The organism is Pseudomonas sp. R3-56 (assembly GCF_051132075.1).
Lineage (GTDB): Bacteria > Pseudomonadota > Gammaproteobacteria > Pseudomonadales > Pseudomonadaceae > Aquipseudomonas.
This window is the reverse complement of the sequence record NZ_CP071657.1, coordinates 767,329-789,506: the sequence shown is the minus strand read 5'-3', so window position 1 is coordinate 789,506 and position 22,178 is coordinate 767,329. Positions and strand designations below refer to the sequence as shown.

General features: G+C 60.1%; 17 protein-coding genes and 1 pseudogene. 15 read left to right on the top strand and 3 right to left on the bottom strand.

Annotation, left to right across the window (positions count from 1 at the left end):
* Nucleotides 1-39 precede the first annotated feature (39 nt).
* Complete coding sequence (locus J3P96_RS03690; RefSeq protein ID WP_434571582.1) at nucleotides 40-1,944, bottom strand: sigma-54-dependent Fis family transcriptional regulator; 1,905 nt, start codon at nucleotides 1,942-1,944, stop codon at nucleotides 40-42.
* Nucleotides 1,945-2,414: 470 nt separating this feature from the next.
* Here J3P96_RS03690 and exaC point away from each other — a divergent pair, with 470 nt between their 5' ends.
* From exaC to J3P96_RS03640, 10 genes and pseudogenes are all read left to right on the top strand, one after another.
* The gene (exaC, locus tag J3P96_RS03685) at nucleotides 2,415-3,935 is read left to right on the top strand and encodes an acetaldehyde dehydrogenase ExaC (protein ID WP_434655411.1); all 1,521 of its coding nucleotides are present in this window, start codon (nucleotides 2,415-2,417) and stop codon (nucleotides 3,933-3,935) included.
* Between the two features lie 238 nt (nucleotides 3,936-4,173).
* A complete protein-coding gene (gene eat / locus J3P96_RS03680; RefSeq protein WP_434655408.1) occupies nucleotides 4,174-5,622 on the top strand; it encodes an ethanolamine permease in 1,449 nt (482 codons plus the stop codon).
* A 57-nt stretch (nucleotides 5,623-5,679) separates the two neighbouring features.
* Nucleotides 5,680-7,074, top strand: a complete 1,395-nt coding sequence (locus J3P96_RS03675) for an ethanolamine ammonia-lyase subunit EutB (protein WP_434601929.1) — start codon at nucleotides 5,680-5,682, stop codon at nucleotides 7,072-7,074.
* A gap of 24 nt (nucleotides 7,075-7,098) precedes the next feature.
* On the top strand, nucleotides 7,099-7,923 hold the full coding sequence (gene eutC / locus J3P96_RS03670; protein WP_434655405.1) for an ethanolamine ammonia-lyase subunit EutC: 825 nt from the start codon (nucleotides 7,099-7,101) through the stop codon (nucleotides 7,921-7,923).
* 106 nt (nucleotides 7,924-8,029) lie between these two features.
* Nucleotides 8,030-8,491, top strand: coding sequence for a GNAT family N-acetyltransferase (locus tag J3P96_RS03665; RefSeq protein WP_186641436.1), 462 nt, complete (start codon nucleotides 8,030-8,032; stop codon nucleotides 8,489-8,491).
* Nucleotides 8,492-8,934: 443 nt separating this feature from the next.
* Nucleotides 8,935-9,591: a DedA family protein gene (locus J3P96_RS03660; RefSeq protein ID WP_305498554.1), complete on the top strand. Its 657-nt coding sequence runs from the start codon at nucleotides 8,935-8,937 to the stop codon at nucleotides 9,589-9,591.
* A 6-nt stretch (nucleotides 9,592-9,597) separates the two neighbouring features.
* A complete protein-coding gene (locus tag J3P96_RS03655; protein ID WP_434571575.1) occupies nucleotides 9,598-10,410 on the top strand; it encodes a zinc-dependent peptidase in 813 nt (270 codons plus the stop codon).
* Between the two features lie 268 nt (nucleotides 10,411-10,678).
* Nucleotides 10,679-11,206 carry an inorganic diphosphatase gene (ppa, locus tag J3P96_RS03650; RefSeq protein ID WP_024780093.1) on the top strand — a complete coding sequence of 176 codons (528 nt, stop codon included), beginning with the start codon at nucleotides 10,679-10,681 and terminating at the stop codon, nucleotides 11,204-11,206.
* Between the two features lie 205 nt (nucleotides 11,207-11,411).
* Complete coding sequence (locus J3P96_RS03645; protein WP_434655403.1) at nucleotides 11,412-12,143, top strand: LexA family transcriptional regulator; 732 nt, start codon at nucleotides 11,412-11,414, stop codon at nucleotides 12,141-12,143.
* A 603-nt stretch (nucleotides 12,144-12,746) separates the two neighbouring features.
* A pseudogene (locus tag J3P96_RS03640) lies at nucleotides 12,747-13,609 on the top strand (PDDEXK nuclease domain-containing protein).
* A 176-nt stretch (nucleotides 13,610-13,785) separates the two neighbouring features.
* Here J3P96_RS03640 and J3P96_RS03635 read toward each other — a convergent pair.
* Entirely contained in the window at nucleotides 13,786-14,097 is a 312-nt protein-coding gene (locus tag J3P96_RS03635; protein WP_434658084.1) for a DUF6124 family protein, read from the bottom strand.
* A 502-nt stretch (nucleotides 14,098-14,599) separates the two neighbouring features.
* Between J3P96_RS03635 and J3P96_RS03630 the strand changes: the two genes are divergently transcribed.
* The 4 genes from J3P96_RS03630 to J3P96_RS03615 all read left to right on the top strand — a co-directional run bounded on the left by J3P96_RS03630 (nucleotide 14,600) and on the right by J3P96_RS03615 (nucleotide 20,918).
* Nucleotides 14,600-19,465: an RHS repeat-associated core domain-containing protein gene (locus J3P96_RS03630; protein ID WP_434655402.1), complete on the top strand. Its 4,866-nt coding sequence runs from the start codon at nucleotides 14,600-14,602 to the stop codon at nucleotides 19,463-19,465.
* Nucleotides 19,462-19,857, top strand: coding sequence for a hypothetical protein (locus tag J3P96_RS03625; RefSeq protein ID WP_434655401.1), 396 nt, complete (start codon nucleotides 19,462-19,464; stop codon nucleotides 19,855-19,857). The genes J3P96_RS03630 and J3P96_RS03625 overlap by 4 nt, the downstream gene beginning before the upstream one ends.
* Nucleotides 19,858-20,013: 156 nt before the next feature.
* Complete coding sequence (locus J3P96_RS03620; protein WP_434655398.1) at nucleotides 20,014-20,412, top strand: hypothetical protein; 399 nt, start codon at nucleotides 20,014-20,016, stop codon at nucleotides 20,410-20,412.
* 269 nt (nucleotides 20,413-20,681) lie between these two features.
* Entirely contained in the window at nucleotides 20,682-20,918 is a 237-nt protein-coding gene (locus J3P96_RS03615; RefSeq protein ID WP_434655396.1) for a hypothetical protein, read from the top strand.
* Nucleotides 20,919-20,931: 13 nt separating this feature from the next.
* Here the strand turns inward: J3P96_RS03615 and J3P96_RS03610 are convergent, their stop codons facing one another.
* Complete coding sequence (locus J3P96_RS03610) at nucleotides 20,932-21,390, bottom strand: GNAT family N-acetyltransferase (protein WP_434658082.1); 459 nt, start codon at nucleotides 21,388-21,390, stop codon at nucleotides 20,932-20,934.
* A 158-nt stretch (nucleotides 21,391-21,548) separates the two neighbouring features.
* Between J3P96_RS03610 and J3P96_RS03605 the strand changes: the two genes are divergently transcribed.
* Entirely contained in the window at nucleotides 21,549-22,172 is a 624-nt protein-coding gene (locus tag J3P96_RS03605; RefSeq protein ID WP_434655394.1) for a CDP-alcohol phosphatidyltransferase family protein, read from the top strand.
* Nucleotides 22,173-22,178 lie beyond the last annotated feature (6 nt).

Sequence of the window (22,178 nt, the reverse complement as noted above, 5' to 3'; positions counted from 1 at the left end):
GCGGGAGCAAGCTCCCTCGCCACAAAAGCAGTCCGTGGCTCAGCGGGCAATCGCGTGCTTGCGCAGCTTGCGGTAGAGGGTATTGCGGCTAATCCCCAGCTGTTCGGCGGTGTGGGTCATGTGCCAACGCTGACGTTCCAGCGCATCGAGCAACGCTAGGCGCTCGGCATCTTCCAACGGATGCTCGGTCGGGGTTTCGACCACCGCAACCGGGCGTTGGCGAATCATCGCCGGCAGATCCTCCAGCCCAATCCGCCCGCCGTCGCACAGCGCCGCAAGAGTCCGCAGCACGTTGCGCAACTGCCGCACGTTGCCCGGCCAGTCGAACGCCAGCAGCGCCTGGCGCGCCGGTTCATCGATGGACACCGTCTCGGCACCGCTCTCCTCGGCCAGAAGGAAATCCAGCAACTGGGATTTGTCGCTGCGCTCGCGCAATGCCGGAAGCGGGATTTCCAGGCCGTTGAGGCGGTAGTACAAATCCTCGCGAAAACTGCCGTCGGCCACGCGGTCGAGTAATTGCCGGTGAGTGGCGCTGATGATGCGCACGTTCACCGCCTCGGGTTCGCCGCCGATGGGTACTACCTGACGATCCTCCAGCACCCGTAGCAAACGGGTCTGCAAGGCCAGGGGCATATCGCCGATCTCATCGAGAAACAGCGTGCCGCCGTCGGCCTGTTGCAGCTTGCCGCGCATGCCTTCCTTGCGCGCGCCGGTGAAGCTGCCGCCGCGATAACCGAACAACTCGCTCTCGATCAGACTTTCCGGAATCGCGGCGCAATTGAGCGCGACAAAGTTTTTCCCGGCGCGCTGGCTGGCGTGGTGCACGGCCTTGGCAAACGCCTCCTTGCCGGAACCGGTTTCGCCCTGGATCAGCAGCGGCACATCGCGCTCGAACACCCGCAAAGCCTTGCGAAAATGTTCCTGCAACGCCGCGTCCCCCAGGCAGATGCCCGGCAGACGGGCGGGCTCGACAGCCTTGAGCGCAGGCGCGACCGCAGCCGGCACGCTACGAGCTTGCCCACGCAGGACCGCGAACAAGTGCCGACCGTCACGGGTGCGCAGCGGCCAACTGGCACTGGCCTGGGCGCTGGCCCGGCCCAGCAACTCATCCAGCGAACAGTCGAAGAAGTCCTCGACCCGCTGGCCGAGCAAGCCACCGCGAAGGTGCCCGAGCAGGTTCAGCGCGCTCTGGTTGACTGCACAGATGCGTCCTTCGCCGTCGAACGCCATAAGCCCTTCGCTGAACAACCCCACGGACTCGGCCTGCAGATGAAAGCGCAGCAGCCATTGATTATCGAAACAGCGAAGGAAATAACAGCTCTCGATCATCTTCGCCGAGAGATTGACCAGGGCCATGGTGTGAAACTGGCTCTGGCGCGATACGTCCGGCCGCGCCGAAGACACGTCGAGCACCGCCAGCAGCTCGCCATGGGGGTCGAACACCGGGCTCGCCGAGCAGGTCAGGCCGGTGTGGCGGCCGCGAAAATGTTCTTCCTGGTGGATGGTCAGGGCCTGGCGTTCCACCAGGCAGGTACCGATGCCGTTGGTGCCTTCACAGGCTTCGCTCCAGTCGGCGCCGAGCCAGAGGCCGGCCCGTTCGAAAATCTTCCGTTCGCTGGGGGCGGTGACGCAATTGAGGATCACGCCCCGGGCATCGGTCAACAGCACCGCATGGCCGGCGCCGGACAGTTGCTGGTGCAAGCTGGTCATTTCGGTACCGGCGATATGCAGAACCTGCTGCAAGCGCTCGCGGCTTTCCAGCAACCGGCCATGTTCGAGCACGGTCGGCGCCAGGTTCTGCGCCGGGTCGAGGTGATAGTCCTCGAGGCAGCGCAGCCAGGAACGGGCAATCGACGGATCGCTGCCAGGCCCCTGCAAATGGGCCTTGCCCTGGGTGACCGTGAGGACTTGCCGGGCATGGCGACTCAAATGGTTGCTGTGCATTTCTTATTGTTCTCCCGAAGGACCCTTTGGACCTGCCGACCCCTTCCCCGTGGCGGGGGACCTTGCTCCCGCTGGGCTGCGCAGCAGACCCAAAACCTGAGCACGCGGTGCATCAGGCTGACCGAGTTGGCTTTGGGGGGACCGCTTCGCGGTCCAGCGGGAGCAAGCTGCCTCGCCACGAAAAGCGGTCCGTCCATAGACTTGGCTTCGACGCCAGCATCCTCCAGCCCACCGACCTTTGCAATGCTGGCGCGACCTGCCAGTCACAGACTGTCTCGCCGATGGCACAAACTGTCACACCCGCCGTATCGCAACCGTGACACAGCCCCTCCGTTTGTCCGACCAGCTCCTCCCAAAGTCTTGATTTCCGGGCCCCACAAGGCAATGGCCCGACCTTTGCTCTAGGCTTGAGTACCAGCGCGTTTTTTGCGCGGCTCCCTAATAAGCACAAAAGCCAAGGAGAACTCATCATGCGTTACGCTCACCCCGGTACTGAAGGCGCTATCGTTTCGTTCAAGGCCAAATACGGTAACTACATCGGCGGCGAGTTCGTCGCGCCTGTCAAAGGCCAGTACTTCACCAACACTTCCCCGGTCAATGGCCAGCCCATTGCAGAATTTCCGCGTTCCACCGCCGAAGACATCGACAAAGCCCTCGACGCTGCCCACGCGGCCGCTGATGCCTGGGGCACCACGTCGGTCCAGGCGCGTTCGCTGATCCTGCTGAAAATCGCCGACCGCATCGAACAGAACCTCGAAACCCTGGCGATCACCGAATCCTGGGACAACGGCAAGGCCGTGCGCGAAACCCTCAACGCCGACATCCCCCTGGCCGCCGACCACTTCCGCTACTTCGCCGGATGCCTGCGAGCCCAGGAAGGCGCCGCCGCCGAAATCGACGGCAACACCGTGGCCTATCACATCCATGAACCGCTGGGCGTGGTCGGGCAGATCATCCCGTGGAACTTCCCGCTGTTGATGGCCGCCTGGAAACTCGCGCCGGCCCTGGCCGCTGGCAACTGCGTGGTGCTCAAGCCCGCCGAACAGACCCCGCTGGGCATCTGCGTGCTCATGGAGCTGATCGGCGACCTGCTGCCGCCGGGCGTGCTGAACGTTGTGCAAGGTTTCGGCAAGGAAGCCGGCGAAGCCCTCGCCACCAGCAAACGCATCGCCAAGATTGCCTTCACCGGCTCGACACCGGTCGGCTCGCACATCATGAAATGCGCCGCCGAAAACATCATCCCGTCCACCGTGGAACTGGGCGGCAAGTCGCCGAACATCTTCTTCGAAGACATCATGCAGGCCGAGCCGAGCTTCATCGAAAAAGCCGCCGAAGGCCTGGTGCTGGCGTTCTTCAACCAGGGTGAAGTCTGCACCTGCCCATCCCGGGCACTGGTGCAAGAGTCGATCTACGACGAATTCATGCAAGTGGTGATGAAGAAGATCCAGCAGATCAAGCGCGGCGACCCGCTGGACACCGACACCATGGTCGGCGCCCAGGCGTCCGAGCAGCAATTCGACAAGATCCTGTCTTACCTGGAAATCGCCCGAGGCGAAGGCGCCGAGCTGCTGACCGGCGGCAAGGTGGAAAAACTCGAAGGCAACCTGGCGAGCGGTTATTACATCCAGCCGACCCTGCTCAAGGGCACCAACAAGATGCGCGTGTTCCAGGAAGAAATCTTCGGCCCGGTGGTGAGCATCACCACCTTCAAGGATGAAGCCGAAGCCCTGGCGATCGCCAACGACACCGAGTTCGGCCTCGGCGCCGGCCTCTGGACCCGCGACATCAACCGCGCCTACCGCATGGGCCGGGCGATCAAGGCGGGTCGCGTCTGGACCAACTGCTACCACCTGTACCCGGCGCATGCCGCGTTTGGCGGCTACAAGAAGTCCGGCGTGGGGCGTGAGACGCACAAGATGATGCTCGATCATTACCAGCAAACCAAGAATCTGCTGGTGAGCTACGACATCAATCCGTTGGGGTTCTTCTAAGCCAGAGAGGGCGAGACAGGCTTTCCTGCTTCGCCCTCTGGATTGCTTTCGCGAGCAGGCTCGCTCCCACAGGGATCTGTGGATAACTCTTCTTTGGGTTGGCATAGATCCACTGTGGGAGCGAGCCTGCTCGCGAAGGCGGCGGTCCAGCTTGCATCCATGCTGCATGCAACACACCGGTTCCAAGAGCAGCCCCGCTCCAACAGGGCCAAAAAACAATAAAAACAGGTAAACCCTTATGCCAAGCGATCATGCAAACCCGCAACCGGCAACGGCCTCGGTCGACTTTGAAAAAGTCGGCTCCGAATATTTCCAACAACGCGAGCTGAAAAAAGGCGCGGCAGGCTGGGTCCTGCTCGTGGGGCTGGGGGTGGCATATGTCATCTCCGGCGACTACGCCGGCTGGAACTTCGGCCTGGCCCAGGGCGGCTGGGGCGGGATGTTCCTCGCCACGCTGCTGATGGCCGCGATGTACCTGTGCATGTGTTTTTCCCTCGCCGAACTGTCCTCGATGATCCCCACCGCTGGCGGCGGCTACGGCTTTGCCCGCAGCGCATTCGGGCCCTGGGGCGGATTTCTCACCGGCACGGCGATCCTGATCGAATACGCCATCGCCCCGGCGGCGATTGCCGTGTTCATCGGCGCTTATTGCCAATCGCTGTTCGGGATTGGCGGCTGGATGATCTACCTGGCGTTCTACATCATCTTCATCGCCATCCACATATTCGGGGTCGGCGAAGCCCTCAAGCTGATGTTCATCATCACTGCTGTCGCCGCCTTGGCGCTGGGGGTTTTCCTGGTGGCGATGGTGCCGCACTTCAACGTCGCCAACCTGCTGGACATCCCGGTCACCGAGGCCAAGGGCGCCAGCCCGTTCTTGCCCTTCGGCTACGTCGGCGTCTGGGCAGCCATTCCTTATGCGATCTGGTTTTTCCTCGCCGTCGAGGGCGTGCCACTGGCCGCAGAAGAAACCAAGAACCCCAAGCGCGACCTGCCGCGCGGCCTGATTGGCGCCATGCTGGTGCTGGTGGCGTTCGCCCTGCTGATCCTGGTGATCGGCCCCGGCGGCGCAGGCTCCAACGCGCTGATGGCGTCCGGCAACCCACTGGTGGAAGCCCTGGCCAAGGCCTATGGCGGCTCGACCTGGATGGGCAGCTTCGTCAACCTCGTCGGCCTGGCCGGTCTGATCGCCAGTTTCTTCTCGATCATTTACGCCTACTCGCGGCAGATCTTCGCCTTGTCCCGCGCCGGCTACCTGCCGCGCAAACTCTCGGAAACCAATAAAAGCAAAGCACCGGTGTTGGCGCTGGTGATTCCCGGCATCATCGGTTTCGGCCTGTCCCTGACTGGCCAGGGCGACCTGCTGATTCTGGTGGCGGTGTTTGGCGCGACCATTTCCTACGTGCTGATGATGGCCGCGCACATCACCCTGCGCATCCGCCGCCCCAAAATGGACCGGCCATACCGCACGCCGGGCGGCATCTTCACCTCGGGCGTGGCGCTGGTATTGGCTTGCATCGCCGTAGTGGCGGGCTTCCTGGTGGACCCACGAGTGGTGATCGGCGCCGCGATCATCTATGGAGTGTTAATTGCTTACTTTGCTTTCTACAGTCGGCATCACTTGGTAGCAGGCACGCCCGAAGAGGAATTCGCGGCCATTCAAAAAGCCGAAGAAGCCCTGCACTAAGCCGTAACGTGCCGAAAACCACGGCGCCGCCCAGCGGCGCCGTCACGGAGAACCTGTATGGCCAGCTTTGCACACACGGTCGGCGCCCAGACCTACCGCTTCGACAGCCTCAAAGACCTGATGGCCAAGGCCAGCCCGGCGCGTTCCGGGGACTTCCTGGCCGAGATCGCCGCGCTCAACGATGGCGAGCGGGTGGCCGCGCAAATGGCCTTGGCCGACTTGCCACTCAGCCATTTTCTGCAGGAAATGCTGATTCCCTACGAGGCCGACGAGGTCACCCGGCTGATCGTCGACACCCATGACAAACAAGCCTTCGCCGCCGTCAGCCACCTCACGGTCGGCGGCTTTCGCGACTGGCTGCTCAGCGACGCCGCCGACGAACACAGCCTGCGGGCGCTGGCTCCCGGGCTGACGCCGGAAATGGTCGCCGCCGTCTCGAAGATCATGCGCGTGCAGGACCTGGTACTGGTTGCACAGAAAATCCGCGTGGTCACCAAGTTCCGCGGCACCCTTGGCCTGCGCGGGCGCCTGTCCACTCGCCTGCAACCGAACCATCCGACCGACGAACCCGCCGGCATCGCCGCGAGCATCCTCGACGGCCTGCTCTTCGGCAATGGCGACGCCATGATCGGCATCAACCCGGCCACCGACAGCACGGCCTCGATCTGCGCGATGCTGGAAATGCTCGACGCCATCATCCAGCGCTACGACATCCCGACCCAAGGCTGCGTGCTGACCCACGTCACCACCTCCATCGAGGCGGCAAACCGCGGCGTGCCGCTGGATCTGGTGTTCCAGTCCATCGCCGGCACCGAAGCGGCCAACGCCAGTTTCGGCATCAGCCTGAGCCTGTTAAAAGAAGGCTACGAAGCCGGGCTCAGCCTGAAGCGCGGCACCCTCGGCAACAACCTGATGTATTTCGAAACCGGCCAGGGCAGCGCGCTGTCGGCCAACGCCCACCACGGCGTCGATCAACAGACCTGCGAGACCCGAGCCTACGCCGTGGCGCGCCATTTCAACCCGTTCCTGGTGAACACGGTGGTCGGCTTCATCGGCCCGGAATACCTGTACAACGGCAAACAGATCATCCGCGCCGGCCTCGAAGACCATTTCTGCGGCAAGCTGCTGGGCGTGCCGATGGGTTGCGACATCTGCTACACCAACCACGCCGAAGCCGACCAGGACGACATGGACACCCTGCTGACCCTGCTGGGCGTGGCCGGGATCAACTTCATCATGGGCATCCCCGGCTCCGACGACATCATGCTCAACTACCAGACCACCTCGTTCCACGACGCCCTCTACGCCCGCCAGACACTGGGCCTGAAACCGGCGCCGGAATTCGAGCAATGGCTGGCGAACATGGGCATCTTCACCCAGGCCGATGGTCGGGTGCGGTTCGGTGACAACCTGCCGCCGGCGTTTCGTCACGCCTTGGCGCATTTGGGATGAGCTGCATTTATGAGTGAGTTGCCCATGGATAAAAAACCTGTCGAGCCACAAAACCCCTGGCTGAATCTGCGCAACCTGACCCCGGCACGCATCGCCCTGGGCCGCACCGGCACCAGCCTGCCGACCTCGGCGCAACTGGACTTCCAGTTCGCCCACGCCCAGGCCCGCGACGCCGTGCACCTGGCGTTCGATCACCAGGGCATCCGTGCACAACTCACGGAGCGCGGCCACGAAAGCCTGTTGCTTCACAGCGCGGCGGCAGATCGAAACAGCTATCTGCAGCGTCCGGACCTGGGCCGACGGCTCGACGATGCTTCCGTACAGATCCTGCAGGACTACGCGGCGGCCCATCCGGGCGGCGTGGATTTGGCTATCGTGGTGGCTGACGGCCTGTCGGCGCTGGCGGTGCATCGCCATACGCTGCCGTTCCTGGCGCGACTGGAAGAACAGATCACCGCTGAAGGCTGGTCTGTGTCGCCAATCGTTTTGGTAGAACAAGGCCGGGTGGCCGTGGCCGATGAAGTGGCCGAACGGCTCGGCGCCAAGATGTCGGTGATCCTGATCGGCGAACGCCCCGGCCTCAGCTCCCCCGACAGCCTGGGACTTTATTTCACCTACGCCCCCAAGGTTGGCCTGAACGATGCCTATCGCAACTGCATTTCCAATGTCCGCCTCGAAGGCCTGAGCTACGGCATGGCGGCGCATCGCCTGATCTACCTGATGCGCGAGGCCTGTCGCCGACAGCTTTCGGGAGTCAATCTGAAGGACGAAGCCCAGGTTCACACTCTAGAGGCGGAAAATGGTGCCAATATGAAAGGTAATTTCCTACTGGCGCCGCCCCCAAGCTGATCCGTTTGGCCAATTGCGTTTTTGATCCGCTTTCAGGCAGCATCTTGGCACGGTAGTCCGCCGTTGTTGTCGGACGCCATGTCGACCCTTGCAGACGAGACCTACCATGCGGATTATCCAAGCGACGCTGGAACACCTGGACCTGCTGACCCCATTGTTCGTCAAATACCGGGAGTTCTATGGCTCGCTGCCCTATCCGGACTCGTCCCGGGCGTTCCTCGAAAAACGCCTGCGCCGCAAGGAATCGGTGATCTACCTCGCCCTGCCGGATGACGACGACAGCCGGTTGCTGGGGTTCTGCCAGCTCTACCCAAGCTACTCGTCGCTGTCGCTCAAGCGCGTATGGATCCTCAACGACATCTACGTCGCCGAAGACGCCCGCCGCCAGCTCGTCGCCGACAACCTGATCCGCACCGCAAAAAAAATGGCCAAGGAAACCAACGCCGTGCGCATGCGCGTCTCCACCAGCAGCAACAACGACGTGGCGCAGAAAACCTACGAATCGATCGGCTTCAAGGAAGACACCGAGTTCAAGAACTACGTGTTGCCGATCAGCGAAGGGCTTTGATCCATCTGGGCTGCCCGCAATAGCCCTGGCCTGAGGCCTGACTCAGCCCCCCGTGGCGAGGGAGCTTGCTCCCGCTGGGCTGCGCAGCAGCCCCAATCCAACTGACACAGCACGCCCGTCCTGTGGCGAGGGGATTTATCCCCGCTGGAGCGCGAAGCGGTCCCGACAGCAGGCAACTCGGTTAACCTGGTGACCGCGTGCTCAGGTTTTGGGGCTGCTGCGCAACCCAGCGGGGATAAATCCCCTCGCCACAGGTACTCAATCTCGTCACAAGCTGTTCGCCAGTCTCGAAATCCCCAGCTACAAACTCCCCCCGCTCATCACCCTCCACCCCGTATAATTCCGATCTTCCCGGCTTGTAAGAAAAAGCTGCACACGCTGTAGTCTTACTCCAAGCCAGACCCACCAGCCCGCCGAGCCGGGCCGCCACCAAGGTGTCATTCATGGATTTCAACCCACTCGACCTCATTCTGCATCTCGACGTCTACCTCGACATGCTGGTGACCAACTACGGGACGTGGATCTACGCCATCCTGTTCCTGGTGATCTTCTGTGAAACCGGCCTGGTGGTGATGCCGTTCCTGCCAGGCGATTCCCTGTTGTTCATCGCTGGCGCCGTGGCAGCCGGTGGCGCCATGGACCCGCTGCTGCTCGGGGGCCTGTTGATGCTCGCGGCAATCCTCGGCGACAGCACCAACTACCTCATCGGTCGCACCGCCGGCGAGAAGCTGTTCAGCAACCCGAACTCGAAAATCTTCCGCCGCGACTACTTGCAACAGACCCACGACTTCTACGACAAACACGGCGGCAAGACCGTGACCCTGGCGCGCTTCCTGCCAATCATCCGCACCTTCGCGCCCTTCGTCGCCGGCGTCGGCAGAATGCCCTACCCGCGTTTCTTCGGCTTCAGCGTCCTCGGCACTGTGCTCTGGGTCGGTGGCCTGGTGACCCTCGGCTACTTCTTCGGCAACGTGCCCTTCATCAAGCAGAACCTGTCGCTGCTGGTAGTGGGCATCATCCTGCTGTCGCTGCTGCCGATGATCATCGGCCTGGTGCGCAGCAAAATGAGCCAGCGCGGCTCGAAAGCCGAGACGCGCTGATCGGCCATGTGGTCTCTCAGCACCTGGCGTCGCCGCCGCACCCTGGCCAAACACCCCGTTGCCGACGAAACCTGGCAGCGGGTGCGCCATCAACTGAGCTTTCTCGACGGTATCAGTGCCGAGGAAGACCGATGGCTGCGTGACGCCAGCGTGCTGTTCCTGCACGACAAACACCTCACCGCCCTGCCCGGCGTCGAACTGCACCAGGAACAACGCCTGTTGCTTGCCGCCCAGGCGCAACTGCCGCTGATGCACCTCGGCGAGTTGAACTGGTACCAGGGCTTCCACGAAATCGTTCTCTACCCGGACGACTTCCTCAGCCCCCAGCGCTACCGCGACGCCAGCGGCATCGAACACGAGTGGGACGGCGAACACAGCGGCGAAGCCTGGCCCCAGGGCCCGATCATCCTGGCCTGGGACGGCGTGATGGCGAGCGGCGGCTGGGAAGGCTACAACCTGGTGATCCACGAACTGGCGCACAAACTCGACATGCTCAACGGCGACGCCAACGGCCTGCCCCCGCTGCACGCCGACATGCGCGTCAGCGACTGGGCGCAAGCCATGCAAGAGGCCTTCGACGACCTCAACCGCCAACTCGACCTGAACCCCGACGCAGAAACCGCCATCGATCCCTATGCGGCGGAAAACCCGGCGGAGTTCTTCGCCGTCACCAGCGAATACTTCTTCAGCGCCCCGGACCTGCTGCATCAGGCCTACCCAAAGGTGTACGAACAGCTCAAGGCGTTCTACCGCCAGGATCCGTTGGCCCGGCTGCGGCAACTTCAGGCCGAAGATCCGGTCTATCAGGCGTCATACTAAGGTCTCTAGGGTTTGTACGAAAAGTCGCCGAGCGGCGATCAGGCAAGGCGAAAACAGGCGAGGAACGGCCGGGGTCGCGCTCGACTTGACGGTTGTCAATGAGCATTCCGAGCCTGTTTTCAACGCAGCATGATCGTCGCGCAGGCATTTTTCGTACAAAGCCTAAGACCCTGGTAGCGTGGCAACAGCGGCCGAATATGCCTATAATCGCCGCCACTTTTTGGTCAATCCGACCAGTCATCTGGTCAACTAACGGGGGCACCGCCCAATGAGCTACAGCAAGATTCCGGCTGGCAAAGACCTGCCGAACGACATCTACGTCGCGATCGAAATCCCGGCCAACCACGCCCCGATCAAATACGAAATCGACAAAGACAGCGATTGCCTGTTCGTTGACCGTTTCATGGCCACCCCGATGTTCTACCCGGCCAACTACGGTTACATCCCCAACACCCTGGCTGACGACGGCGACCCCCTCGACGTACTGGTCGTGACCCCTTACCCGGTTGCGCCAGGCTCGGTCATCCGCGCCCGTCCTGTCGGCATCCTGAACATGACCGACGACGGCGGCGGCGATGCCAAAGTCATCGCGGTACCACACGACAAACTGTCGCAACTGTATGTCGACGTGAAGGAATACACCGACCTGCCAGCCCTGCTGATCCAGCAGATCGAACACTTCTTCGAGAACTACAAAGACCTCGAAAAAGGCAAGTGGGTCAAGATCGAAGGCTGGGCCGGCGCCGACGCCGCCCGCGAAGCGATCACCAAGTCGGTTGCCGCCTACAAGGGCTGAAACTGCAAGTAAAAGAACCCCGGTATGCACCGGGGTTTTTTTATGCCTTAATGCCGCTTAATACGTGAAAGTATTAACATGGCCGTCCAATTGTTTATTTATGTTTAACCTGCCTAGTTACATTCAGGCAAACGGAAAGATCATCTTATAAATCGGAACGACATGTTTATTGCTGAAAACACAGTCGGCCCTAAACTTTCCGTTTATGAAAATCATATCCAGCGGCGATCGCTTCAGAGCCCTTCTCAAAGAAGCCAACATCCGATCTGTCGACTTCGCCAGGCTTTACGGCGTGAAGTCGCAGCACGTAAACAACTGGTTCAACCGCGGCATCCCGCCGGGGCGCATCCACAACATTGCCCGCATGCTGACCGTCAGCTCTGAATGGCTCGCCAGCGGTGAAGGCCCGAAAACCCCGTTGGGACTCGGCCCGGGCATTACCTACGACGCCGCGGAAACCCAGGGCGTCTACAGCGTGCCGGAAACCCTCGACATCGAACTGCCCTTCCACAAGGAAGCGCCCATCGCCCCCGGCGAAACCACAACGCACATCATCGAAGACCCCGACCAGTCCATCCGTCTGCCCCGCAGCCACCTCGAATCCCTCGGCATCAACCCCAACGACGTCATTTGCATCACCATGGTCGGCGACAGCATGGCCGAACGCATCGAAGACGGTTCCACCGTCGCCATCGACCGCGGCCTGACCCAAGTCGTCGACGGCCAGATCTACGCCCTCGAACACGACGGCATGCTCCGCATCAAATACCTGCACCGCATCCCCGGCAACCGACTGCGCCTGCGCAGCCAGAACAGCGCCGCCTACCCCGACGAAGTCTTCAGCGCCGAACAGATCGAAGCCCAGAACATCCGCGTGATCGGCTGGGTCTTCTGGTGGTCCACCCTCTCGAAAAAACGACCGCAGGTGTTCGACTGATCCACTCAAGAGCAGGGGCTGTGGCCACAGTCTTCGTGGTGAGGGGATTTATCCCCGCTGGGCTGCAAAGCAGCCCCCTGCTTTCTATCAGAATCACCCTAACCCAATGATTCCACGCCACTTACCACTGGGATTCCGAAGCAAACCCGCGTATCCTGCGCCCCACATTTGCGAGCCCAAGCCTCGCACCGACAAGGCAGATCACTTTCTGACCAAGTCCCACAGCCGGCCGCAAGAGCCGGATGTACGTTTTGAAGGCTGGTAAGGTTTGTCAAAAACGAACTGAATCAGTCAACGAGAAGCCGGCCATAAGCCGGCTTTTTAATGTCTGGTGGAAATTCATACACAGTGTTCGCGATGCTGACACTTTCTCTGTCGATGAGTAATAAAGACCCAAAGTAAGCATTTTCATTTTTTACTGAGTGAAATTTCCGAAAGGACACAACCCGCTTGCGCCTCATAAATGCGCAGCTTAGTCTTCGATCGTCACTGCCAACAAAATGATCAGACCTTATAGCCCGCCACTGACTGGGCAACGAACGTCTTCATCTGCATGACGCTTATGATTTCTGCCTGTCGCCCCCTGAATCATGAGAGAAAAGCATGAGCGAACACCCTGTTAGCCTAAGCATGCCCCCGGAAGGTTATGGCGACTGGCTGGCTGACCTCAAGAGCCGTATTCACAATGCGCAGCAGCGCGCCTCATTGGCAGTGAATCGCGAACTGGTTTTGCTCTATTGGCAGATCGGTCAGGATATTTTGATCCGGCAAACACAACAGGGTTGGGGAGCCAAGGTAATCGACCGGTTGTCTCGAGACTTACGTAGCCTTTCCCGATATGAAAGGCTTCTCCCCACGTAACCTCAAGTACATGCGTGCCTTTGCTGAGGCGTGGCCTGACGCAGTGTTTGTGCAAGGGGTGCTTGCACAATTGCCTTGGTACCACCAATTGGCGCTGCTGGACAAACTGCCAAACCCTGAAACCCGCTGCTGGTATGCCGCCGAAGCCATCAAGCACAACTGGGGTCAAACATGTCACCGATTTCCTGCTGGAACTAGGCGCAGGCTTTGCCTTCGTCGGTCAACAGGTGTTGCTGGATGTAGGCGGCGACGAGTTCTTCATCGACCTGTTGTTCTATCACCTCAAGCTACGCTGCTACGTGGTGATCGAACTCAAGGCAGGCAAGTTCAAACCCGAACATCTGGGGCAGCTAAGTTTTTACCTCACCGCAGTGGATGCCCAGCTCAAACACCCTCAGGACGGCCCGACCATTGGTCTTCTGCTGTGCAAAAGCAAGAATAAGGTAGTGGCTGAATATGCGCTGCGTGATAGCGCACGTCCCATCGGTGTAGCTGAATACCAATTGGTGGAGTCTCTGCCCGCGGAACTACAAACCAGCCTGCCTAGCATTGAACAGATCGAGCGAGAGCTGGCAAGCGGCAAGTCCATGGAAGACGATTCGTAATGAAGTTGCTCCCTTCAATCCCTCAACCCCTCCAGGCCTCAACCGTCAACGGCAAGTCATTCAGCTCAACAGGTTGTTTCACGCTCTGAGCGCTCGTCGTTTCGTGGTATTCGGATGTAAAAAGGCCTTGCCAAGCAAGACCTTTTTTACGCCTGGCGGGCAGCCAACCCCCCGCCCTACCTCATCTCAACGACATCTAAAGCCCGGTTCGCCAACAACTCACTTAGCTCAATCAACTGCAAGATCCCCAACGCGACATGCCGTCGCGAGCCTTCCAGGTCGAACGCCAGATCATTGATCATCGCATTGGCAGAAGCCGGGCTTTCGCTCAGGTTAGCGAGCAGGCACTCCATATCCACATCAGGTGCGACGGTAAATAAGGCGTCGGGCTTGTCGGACGTTTCATCATCGATTTTCTTGTTGCGAGCAGACTTAGCGCGAGACTCATGTCCCTCTGTAGCTGGGGAGTTCGGTGTAATTTTGGCAATTGACTTAGGTTCCTGTAAGTGACGCTGCAACCACCTCGCGACTAAACGAGAGGGCGGCAGCTGTGCGCAGGTTAGTCGACCGGTGAACCTAAGAATCCCGGCGCGCCCGGGGGCGCCCTGCGCACAGCCACCATCATTACAGGAACAGCAAAGCCTGTCCGACGGGGACTTGGTACGCCTTAGGTTGAGACGGGCGACTAAACCCGATCACTGATGAGCAGTGACAGGACCCAAGCTACCGACCAACCCCAAGCCGCACAAGCCGGCCGATTCTGGCGTAGTCGTAGGCAAAGGCGCAAGGCTGCGTCGGCCCCCTTCCAGATCCCACGAGCCTGATAAACACCCTCGGCTGAGTCGCCTCCATTTCAGCGCTTCGGCTTGCCCACTGACGACGTAGTGCCAATTAAAGAAACGCCCTACACGCGCTGCTTCTTTTCCTGACTTATTTCCTTCGCCGCCCCCGGCAAAGTCTCGCGCCTACCCTGCGCCGCGAGATGCCTGCATGCCCTTCTACGAGAAAATCCTAGCCCAGGGCAACGTCATTGGCTCGCTGGTAATGGCGGCCATGGACTCGGACCAACCCGATGTCGAGCGGGTGCTGAAGGATTTCCGCCAGTGCCTGAACGACTACGACACCTGGGCGGAAGATTTCTGGGCCGGCTGGACGCTGGACATCGAGCAGGCGTTCAAGGTGGGCGGCGAGGTGGCGCTGGCGCCTGCAAGAACCGGCGGCAAGCAGGTCAGCTCTATGGTGGCGCGGTGTCCGGCGCAGGGCCCTTTGACGCTGGTGCATATGTTCCAGGCCTCGCGTTTCGTGCCGATCGGCGACACGCCGGTGATGCTGGAGCCAATCCTTGGCGGCGAGCCGGGGAAGGAAACGTTTGGCGAGGCAGTCCGTCACGACATCGGCCCCAGCGGCATCCTGGAAATACCTGAATGCGACCGCGGTCGGCGTTATCGCATCACCTTTTTTCCTGATCTATCGACCGATCACGTCACGGCACTGTACGCGTCCTACCAGCAGGTGATCGTCGAGCTCGAAGGCTGGCTGAAAGCCGAGTGGAACGAGTTTCAACCACTGTGGAAGGAATTTTCCGAAAGCAGTTTCCTCAAGCGCGTCGACGTATTGCAGCAGGCTCAGTTGCGCGGCTTTGAAAACGCGCTGCATGGGCTATGGGACGACATCAAGCAGGTCTTCGATCTGTTGGCGGACCTGCAGGCCAATAGCGAAAAGTTGCTGGAGTACCTCACCGAGCTCGAGCTTGAGCAGCTGCTGAAAGCCCCGGCAGAGGCTATAGCCAAAGCCTTGATGATCTTGAGCGACGAGCCGTTGCTCTTGGTCTACACGGCGGCCTTCACCAGTTGGCTGCGGATGTTGCCGCCGCAGTACATGGCTGAAGTCATGGGGGAAATACGCGCCGCCATTCTGATCAACTTTCTGTTGGCGCGTTTTACCGGCGGCCTGGGTCTGGGTCTGCGCCTGACCGGCAAAGTGTTGCGCCATGTCCGCTCGGAACGCGCCCGCGAGTGGTTGCAGGTATCCAGCCAGCGATTGGGCCAACTCGGCGGCGGCAGCCTCGACAAACACGCCGATGTACTGAAACCGCTGGTGATCGGTGGCCGAGGGCCGTCGGTGGGGCCGGCGCCCGTCACGCCGTTGCAGATCACCACGGGGGATTCCGCGCCGCTGTCGGTCAGACACCCGGCTCCGATCGTGCGGGAAAAGTCCCAGGCCGCTGCACGACTGAGCAAGTACGAACCCCACGACGACGCCCCGACCCCATCGAAGAACCCCAACGGCGACCCCGCCGACAGCGCCGCCCAGACCCGCACCGACGGCTGCCCGGTGTCGATGGTCACCGGCGAAGAACTGCTGACCCTGGAGGACGGCACCCTCGACGGGCGCTTGCCGTTCATTTTCACCCGCCTCTATCGCACCAGCGCCGCCGAGCTGGACATCGGCCTCGGCCGTGGCTGGAGCCATGGCCTGGCCCATCGCCTGGTGATCGAGGGTGAGCAGGTGATCTGGATCGACCAGGAAAACCGCCGCACCAGCTTTCCTCGCCCCAGCCTTCAGCGCCCGGCGATCCACAACAGCCTGGCCCGCGCGGCGATCTACCTGAGCCGCGAGCCGGACGAACTGATCATCGCCCAGCCCGGCGAAGACGCCCCTTTCCTGCACTTTCGCGACGGGCATCTGACAGCGCTGAGCGATCGGTACGACAACCGCCTGACCGTCCAGCGCAACATCTACGGCGACATCAGCCGCCTGGACAACGGCGCCCGGCGCGGCCTGCGGTTGCGCTACGAGCATCGCCACCTGGTCGCCATCGACTATCAGAGTTTTGACCCGCAACAGCATCCGGACGAAGCCTGGCGCACCGAACAGACGCTGGTGACCTACCGCTACGACGGCCGTTTCCGACTGATCGAGGCGACCAATGCCGCTGGCGAAAGCGAGCGCTACGACTACGACGACCAGCACGTCATCCTCCAGCGGCAACTGGCCGGCGGCGCGAGTTTCTACTGGGAATGGCAAGGCCTCGGCCCGGCGGCGCGCTGCGTGCGGCACTGGGCGTCCTTCGCGCAGATGGACAGCCACTACAGCTGGGGCGAAGACGGCAGCGTCACGGTCCGGCATCTGGACGGCAGCCAGGAAGTATACGTTCACGATGACCGCGCACGGTTGGTGCGCCAGGTCGATCCCGCTGGTGGCGAACAGCTCAAGGCCTATGACGAGCAGGGTCGGCTGACCGCCGAGCAGGATCCGCTGGGCGCGGTCACCGAATACCGCTACGACGAAGCCGGACGGCTGGTGGCGCTGATTCCGCCTGAAGGCGAGCCGACGTCCTACGAATACCGCAACGGTTTCCTGCACGCCCGACAGCGCGGCAAAGCCGTGTGGACCTACCGGCGTAATGCCCAGGGCGATGTGGTCGAGGCCATCGATCCGGATCGTCACAGCACCCGATACGCCTATGACGCCCAGGGGCAACTGCTCTCGATCCGCTACCCGGACGGCGGCACCCATCATTTTGTCCGCAATAGCCAGGGCCAGCTGACTGAAGAAACCCTGCCCGACGACAGCCAGCGGAGTTTTTCCTACGACACGTTGGGGCGGCTGCTGACCCGCAAGGACGAACATGGCGCGATTACCCACTACCAGTGGGATGCCGTCGGCCGCTTGCTGGAAACCACCCTGCCCACCGGCGCCACCCGCGCCTGGAGCTACAACGCCTACGGCAAGGTCACCGCCGAACGCGACGAACTGGGGCGCATCACCCGCTACGAATACGCCGACGACCTGCACCTGATCAGCCGGCGGCTCAATCCCGATGGCAGCGAACTGAAGTATCGCTACGACTCGGCGCGGCTGTTACTCACCGAAATCGAGAACGAATCCGGCGAAAAATATCAGCTGGCCTACACGCCCAACGGATTGATCCGACAGGAAACCGGCTTCGACGGCCAGCGCACCGGCTATGCCTACGATCTCAACGGCCACCTGCTGGAAAAGACCGAGTTCGGTGCCCATGGCAGCCAGCAGCTCACCGCTTACCAGCGCGACAGCGCCGGCCGCCTGTTGCGCAAGACCTTGCCCGACGGCAAACCGGTCGAGTACCGCTACGACGCCCTCGGCCGGCTGGTCAGCGTCGACGACGGCCACTGGCCGCTGACCTACGAATACGACAACCAGGACCGCCTCGTCGCCGAACACCAGGGCTGGGCCACCCTGCACTATCGCTACGACGAGGCCGGCCGGCTGACCTACTGCCGCCTGCCCGACCGCAGCACCCTCAACTACCGCCACCTCTACGGCGGCGCGCTGCTGGCCATCGACCTCAACGGCGAGTGCCTGACCGAACACCGCTTCACCGGCACCCGCGAGCGCCAGCGCCAGCAAGGCCTGCTGCTCAGCGACTACAGCTACGACGAACAGGGCCGCCTCAAGGCCCAGACCGTATGGCAGACCCAGCAGAAGCAATTGTTCTGGCGCGACTATTCCTACAGCGCCAATGGCAACCTCGCCACGCTGTCCAACAACCGAAACCGACGCGCCTACCACTACGACCCGCAAGATCGCCTGCTGCGTATCGACTACGCCCACAGCCAGCCCCCCGAGCACTTTTCCCACGATCCGGCCGGCAACCTGCTGCTGCACGACCGCCCCGGCCCGACCACCCTCAAGGGCAACCGCCTGCTGATGGAGGGCGATTGCCACTACGACTACGACGCCTACGGCAACCTGGTCCGCGAGCGCCGCGGCAAAGCCCGGTGCCTGGTCACCGAATACCGCTACGACAGCCAGCACCGCCTGATCGGCCTCACCACCCCGGACGGCAACGAAACGTCCTACCGCTACGACGCCTTCGGCCGACGCATCGAAAAGACCGTGGACGGCCAGACCACCGAATTCATCTGGCAAGGCGACCAGCTCATCGCCGAAAGCAGCGACCATCATTACCAAAGCTACGTCTACGAGCCCGGCACCTTCCGCCCCCTCGCCCTGCTCGAAGGCCAAGGCCCGAAAAACGCCACGCCCTTCTACTACCACAACGACCACCTCGGCACACCGCAGGAACTGACCAGCCACCAGGGCGAAATCGTCTGGGCGGCGCGCTACACCGGCTACGGCAAACTCACCAAACTCGCCCACGGCGCCGGCAAACAACTGACCCAACCGCTGCGTTTCCAAGGCCAGTACCACGACCTGGAAAGCGGCCTGCACTACAACCGGCATCGCTACTACAATCCGGACACGGGGCGGTATCTGACGGCGGATCCGAGCAAGCTGGCGGGTGGGCTCAATGGGTATCGGTACACCCTGAACCCGACGGGGTGGGTGGATCCGTTGGGGTTGGACGACTGTCCGGGTGATGGGTGTAAAAAGCCCGTCGTTGGAGAGCAGGATCCGGCGGCGAAGGTTGCGGTTGGCCAAACAGAACCTAAGCTACCTGTTCCTAAAAAAGAAGAGGATTTTCTGTATCGCGGTGACGAGCGAAATCCCGAAGATATTTTTGAGAATGGGTTTAAAAGCAAAGGTAACAGTAAGGACCTTTTTCTGCACTCTATAGACAGTGATTGGCCTCCTAGTTATTACATTAGTACGTCCCCGTCTAGAAATGTGGGAAAGAAATTTGCCACCAACGATCATACAAGAATAGGGTACTTGTATACACTGCAAAAAATTCCGGGACACGATCTAAAAAAGGAGCTAGGGGCCGCATACATATTCGGAGCTGAAGAAGAGATTGCAATTCCAGACCGAATAAAAAATGAAGATGTGCTCGGAGCCACTTTGATACTTGAAAATGGAAAAGAGTTCGGCTATTCCATACCCAACCCCAACAGGAGAATAAAGAAATGATTTCCAAAGTAGAGGTATACATATCCAGAGGAAAAACAAAAGAAAAAACCCATCTTGTGTGCGACTCAAAAAAAATTACAATAACTTTCACCACAGAAGGCGATATTGAAAAAACTTATGCGGGCAGCAATTTTTATAAGTGCTTTTCGAGTCTTCGGCGAGACAATCCGGATGTGATTTTTTTCTGTAAGGGTTCTAAGACGAATGTTCACCCCTCCGGCATGTCAGCGCAGATGTCTTTGGGGCTAAAAGCATATGAACTCAGCATGGGTATCGCTCCAACACTCGACGATTTGGTTTATATATTTGATTATGATGATAGCAACTTGGCTAGCAACCCGGACAAACAAGAAGCTTTTTTCAAGGAGTGGATTGAATCTCGTTTATTGTAGTTTTTAACACATTGACATCCCGAACTTTAGATAGGATAAAAGATTCTCAGAACAATTTACGCAAAAAATACAGAAGCCACCTCGCATAGAAACCTTTAATACGTAACAACCAAGACAGGTTTACTGGTGTGCATTTCAGATAGGAAACCCCTTAAATTGACCATCCGAACAATAACCATTGAGCTTCAGGGCAGGCTTAAAAAAGCAATCTTTGAATACAACAGAGCCGGTATAGCCTTGACAGTAAAAATCCCGAGCAAACCAGAGAAAACATTCACTGACGTTGATTACTACTGTTGCTTAGGCAAGGTAAGACAAGATTTCCCCGACGTTAAATTTCTGTGCAAGGGTTCAAAAATCAACGTATATCCTTCGCGCATGTGCTCGCAAATGGCCATGGGATTAGTAGCTTACGAAGTCTGTTGGGGGAAAGCCGCAGACAGCGAGAACATAGTCCAAATTTTTGATTACGAGGACAAAAACCTAGCCACAGATATCAATGCTCAGTTGGATTACCACAAGCGCTGGATGCTATCTCTACGCAACGGCTTGTGACACCAGTAATGGATATTTAAATATTCAAAGCAAACGCTCTGAATTGATCAACACGAAAATGTTACCAACCTTGCCATGGGGGTCAGATCAGTTGAATTGACTCCAGCTCATACACCGCCATCGCGAGCAAGCTCGCTCCCACAAGGGAGCACCTAAATCCAGATGCCCACTCCAAGCCAATCATCGCGTTCGATTGTGCAAAAACGGAACCCAATCCCAACGCGCCCCTCAATCCCATAGAGACCACGTATCACTCGGAGCGCCCCGTCATGAACCACCCCACCCTGACCTTCGCCCAACTCCACCCCGGCGACCGCTTCACCCAGCCCGCCGATCACCGCCTGTTCACCAAACTCACCGACAACACCGCCCGTGAGCACAGCGTGCATTCGATCAATCTGAAGGAGGAAGGCTTCGGCTACACCGAAGATCCCATCGAAACGTTGTCCGGGGATGCCCCGGTCGAGTACGTCCCGGTCGGCGGGCCGCTGCGTGCTGGAGGCTAGCGTTTATAAAAAATCATAAACACCGTGCCATGAGCCATTGCTCTTTGCCCCAAGCCTCGAAGCGCTCCAGCACTTCCCAGCCCTGCCTGGCGTAATAGTCCCGTTGGCTGTGGGTGTGTAGGAACAAGGTGGTATAGCCTGCCTCTTTCGCATGGCTACAGATGCCGTCGATCAACTGCGCCGCAAGCCCTCTGCGGCGGGCATTCGGGCTGGTGAATACGCAAGCAAGCCAAGGGCCGAGGTCGGGGCGCTCAGGTAGATCGTCTCCCGCCAGCGAGGCGCCGCCCAACAACTGGTCGTGTTCCAGGGCGATCAGGCATTTCCAGCGGCCATCGCGTTGCCCCGCTGCAAACTCTTCCTCCCAACTGGCGAGCGACTGCTGCGCAAATTCGTAGTTGAACTCTCGATAAAGCCACTCAGCCATCAGGTTGCATTTATCCATGTGGTTGATGAGCCAATCCACTCGCAGCATTTCAGCAGTCCTTTTGTAGTCGGTTTTCCAGCGCAAACACCCGCGCAGATGCCTACCCGCGCGCATTCCCAGTAAATACCCACCTGCAAGGCCTCAACCTATCGTAATCTCGCATCTGCACAAGCACAGCCCCGAATTCGGCCGAGATCCCATTTCAAATGCCTTCCATCTATCAACTCAAACCCGCCTTTCAGAATTTGCTTCGCCCCACCGTCCAACGTCTTTACAACAAGGGTGTCACCGCCAACCAGGTCACGCTTCTGGCGGGTGCTGTGTCGGTGTTGGTGGGGGCGGTAATTGCGTGGTTCGCCAGTCATCCGTGGGTTTTTATCCTGGTGCCTGTGTGGATGTTCCTGCGCATGGCCTTGAACGCGGTGGATGGCATGCTGGCGCGGGAGTTTGGCCAGCAATCGAATCTGGGCGCGTACCTCAATGAGCTATGCGATATCATCGCCGACGCTGCCTTGGTCCTGCCTTTTGCCCTTTTTGCCGATACCAGCCTGTTGCTCGTGTTGTTGGTCACGCTGTTGGCGTTGTTCAGCGAATACGCCGGCGTGCTGGGGGCGATGGTCGGGGCTTCGCGGCGGTATGACGGGCCGATGGGCAAGAGTGATCGCGCCTTTGTGTTCGGCGTGCTCGCGACCGGTATTGCCCTGGGTTGGCTCGGGGCGCTGTGGGTTGATGGTGTGATGGCGGTGGTTGCCGCCCTGCTGGTTTATACCTTGGTCAATCGGGTCCGTCATGGCCTGAGTCAGGTGTCGGAAAACGCTCCCTCAGCATAAGGAAGT